2 protein-coding genes are annotated in these 3,756 nt (G+C 68.8%); both read left to right on the top strand.

The window, feature by feature from the left end:
* Positions 1-78 precede the first annotated feature (78 nt).
* Complete coding sequence (locus tag A8G08_RS19010; protein ID WP_068277653.1) at positions 79-1,791, top strand: ABC transporter ATP-binding protein; 1,713 nt, start codon at positions 79-81, stop codon at positions 1,789-1,791.
* Complete coding sequence (locus A8G08_RS19005) at positions 1,788-3,620, top strand: ABC transporter ATP-binding protein (protein WP_068277649.1); 1,833 nt, start codon at positions 1,788-1,790, stop codon at positions 3,618-3,620. Before A8G08_RS19010 ends, A8G08_RS19005 begins: the two co-directional genes overlap by 4 nt.
* Positions 3,621-3,756: the final 136 nt, after the last annotated feature.

The following is a 3,756-nucleotide window of genomic DNA, read 5'->3' as shown; positions in this document are numbered from 1 at the left end:
TGCTGCTCGGACTGCTGCCCCCGGTCGGTACGCTCGCAATGATCGATTTCGTGCCGACCGAATCGGATCCGCACTGACATGTTCGCCGCCACCACTCCCGCCTCCCGAATCCTGCTCGACGGCTTCCGGGACAACGGAGTCGCGCTTGCCGGCGCCTCCGTTCTGCTGAGCCTCCATCAGGCGTGCGAGGCCGCGATTCCCATTCTGATCGGCGTCATCGTCGACCGGGCGATCGAACAAGGCGATGTCGGCGCGCTCACCGTGTGGATCGCGGTGCTCGCCGGCGTATTCGCCCTACTGACTACCGCGTACCGCTTCGGCGCTCGGCTCGCGGCGAAGGTTGCGGCCACCCGCGCACACCGGCTGCGCGTCGCCACTGCCGAACGCATCCTGCATCCTCGCGGGATCGACACCTCGCTGCGCAGCGGAGAACAGCTCACGGTCGCAAGCACCGATGCGGACGAGACCGCGACTTTGCTCGAGTACACCCCGCACGCCGTCGGCGCACTGGTTGCGGTCGTCGTCAGTGCGGTCGCATTGCTCTCGATCGACGTTCCCCTCGGCGCGGCAATCATCATCGGTGTCCCGGTCCTGCTGCTCCTGCTGCATGTCGGCGCACCGGCACTCACCCGCCGCGTCCTCGCTCAGCAGGAGAGCATCGCGGAGACCGGCGGCGCGGCGACCGACCTCATCGCCGGGCTACGCCCGCTGCGCGGTATCGGTGCCGAGGAGTCCGCCGCAACCCGCTACCGCGCCGCGAGCCGCCTCGCGCTGGGTGCGATGCTGCGCGCTTCCAAAGCACAGGGGATATTCGCCGGCGTCGCTGGCGGCTTCAGCGCGCTGCTGGCCATTGGCGTCGCGGTGCTCGCGGGCTGGTTCGCCTTCGACGGCGGGATCACGATCGGCGAACTGATCACCGTTGTCGGACTCGCACAGTTCGTGCTCGAGCCGTTGACGATGCTGTCGCTGCTGCCGAGCCGGCTCGCCACCTCCCGAGCATCGGCCGAACGCTTGACGCTGATCGCCACCGCGGACCATGTACGGCCCGACCTTCCGCCGGTGCCGATCGGCCCGGGACCGCACGACATCGTCGTTCGCGATCTTCGCCTGCGGTCACTCGACGGGCTCAACCTCGCGGTCCGCGCCGGCGAATACGTCGGTGTCGTTGCAGCCGACCCGGCCGACGCCGAGGCACTCGCCGATGCGCTCGCGGGTGAGGTTGTGCCACCGAACGGGTCGGGCGAGGTGCTCATCTCCGGCGTGCCGGTACATCGGATTTCGCTCGCCGAGTCACCGCGCTCGCTCTTGGTCGAGCCGCACGTCACCGATCTCTTCACCGGCTCGGTCGGCGCGAACCTGACCGCGGGAGCACCCGACGTGACCGAGGACGGGCTGTATCGCGCACTGGAGGCCGCGTCCGCGGTCGATATCGTCGACGCGCATCCACACGGACTGGCCCACACGATGCTCGAGCGCGGCAAATCGCTGTCCGGCGGACAGCGACAACGACTCGCGTTGGCACGCGCGCTCGTCGCCGACCCGGCGGTGCTCGTGCTGCACGACCCGACGACCGCGGTGGACGCGGTCACGGAGCGCGCGATCGCCGACGGCCTCACCCACACGCGGCACACGGAACGGCGCTTCACCACAGTCCTGCTGACAAGCAGTCCGGCCCTGCTCGCCGCCGCCGATCGGGTGGTGCTGATCGAGCACGGCAAGGTCCGCGCGCAGGGCACGCACACGGAACTCACCACGACGGATCATCGCTATCGCGCGGCGGTGCTGCGATGACAATCGTTGATCCGAATCTGCCCGAGCAGGAGGGCCAAGCGCCGGTACTGCCGGTGGCCACCGCCCGGCAGACGTTCGTCTGGTTGCGCGCTGAACTCGCGACCCGCCGCGCGGCGATGCTGCGTATCGCGGTGATCGGCGTCATCGGCGCAACCGCCGCGACCGTGCCGTCGCTCGCGTTCGGTGTGTTGGTCGACCGCATCACCGACGGCGCATCGTCATCGGTGCTGTTGCCCATCGCCGTGATCGCCGGTGTGGCGGCGCTGATATCCGGGCTGGCGATCGGGTTCGGCGGTTACGCCATCGCCGCGCTCGGCGCCGGTGTCCTCGCGGATCTGCGCGAGTCCGTTGTCCACTCCGCGCTGTGGCTTCCGGTGCCGGAACTCGAGCGCGTGGGTACCGGTGACCTGCTTTCGCGGGTGGGCAACGACGTCTCCGCGGTGACAAAGGCGGTATCCACGCTGGTCCCCACGGTTGTGTCGTCGGTCTTGCTCACCGGCGTCAGCGTCATCGCCATGCTCGGGCTGGACTGGCGGCTCGGTCTGGCCGGTGCCGTTGCGCTGCCGATGTATGCCCTCACCCTGCGGTGGTTCCTGCCCCGATCCACGCCGCGCTATGCGGCAGAGCGGCGCGCTGTCGCCGACCGGTCGCAGGTCCTCGTAGAGAGCATTGTCGGTGCGCGCACGGTCCGCGCCTACGCACTCGACCGCCGCGAGGTCGAGACCATCGAAACGTCATCGGGCCATGCACGCGACCTCACCATCGGAGTGTTCACGCTCTTCACGCGCATGGTCGGCCGCGTCAATCGAGCGGAGTTCGTCGGACTCGCCGCGGTGTTGATCGTCGGCTACGTACTGGTGCAGAACGGCTCCGTCACCGTCGGCGCGACCACCGCGGCGGCGCTGCTGTTCCATCGGCTGTTCAATCCGATCGGCATGCTCCTGTACAGCTTCGACGATCTGCAGCTCGCGGGTGCGGGGCTGGCGCGGCTCGTCGGCGTGGCCGCGCTCCCGGTACCCGGATCGGACGCCGAGAGCGGCGAACAATTGCCGCCTGCGCCGGCCGACAACGCGCTCGAGTTACGCGACGTTGCGTTCACCTATGACGGGTTGCAGCAAGTGCTGCGCGGGATCGAGTTGACTGTCCCAGCCGGGAAACGAGTCGCACTCGTCGGAGTCACCGGCGCAGGCAAATCGACCGTCGCCGGTATCGCCGCAGGGACGCTTGCACCGACATCAGGATCCGTGCGGCTCGGCGGTGTACCGCTGGACGCGCTTGCGCCGGGACAACTGCGTCGACACGTCGTAATCCTCAGCCAGGAGGTGCACGTCTTCGCCGGCCCGCTCGTCGACGATCTGCGCCTCGCGGCGCCGGAAGCGAGCGTCGAGCAAATTCGCGATGCGCTTGGCCTGGTCGACGCGCTCGGCTGGGTGGACCGACTTCCCGACGGCCTGAACACCGTTGTCGGCGAGGGCGGGCACGCGATGACCGCCGCACAGGCACAACAACTCGCGCTCGCACGCCTGGTGCTGGTGGACCCGCCCGTGGCCGTGCTGGACGAGGCAACAGCCGAAGCGGGCAGCCTCGGCGCCCGCGAGCTCGAACGCGCTGCGGACGCAGCGACAGCCGGCCGGACAACCCTCGTCGTGGCGCACCGGCTGAGCCAGGCCGCGGCGGCCGATCTGGTGGTTGTCCTCGATCGCGGAAAGGTCGTGGAACAGGGCACTCCCGACGCACTCCGCGCGGCAGACGGCCGCTTTGCCGAATTGTGGTCCGCATGGGCCGAAACCACCGCGAAAGATTTGCGCACACAACCAGGTGTAGGTTAGCCTCACTTAACTTCGTACGTTCGGTAACGGCTATTCGTATCTCCAGCGTGGACAACGCCTTTCACATCCGCGGCGGCGTACCGCAGTTCGAAGACCGGCGGCGTGCGAGGCCAGACCGGGGGACCCGATATACGCG

Origin of the sequence: Aldersonia kunmingensis (assembly GCF_001646865.1) — a bacterium.
GTDB classification, from domain to species: Bacteria; Actinomycetota; Actinomycetes; order Mycobacteriales; family Mycobacteriaceae; genus Aldersonia; species Aldersonia kunmingensis.
The sequence above is the reverse complement of the archived record's forward strand: the minus strand, read 5'-3'. Positions and strand labels throughout refer to the sequence as shown.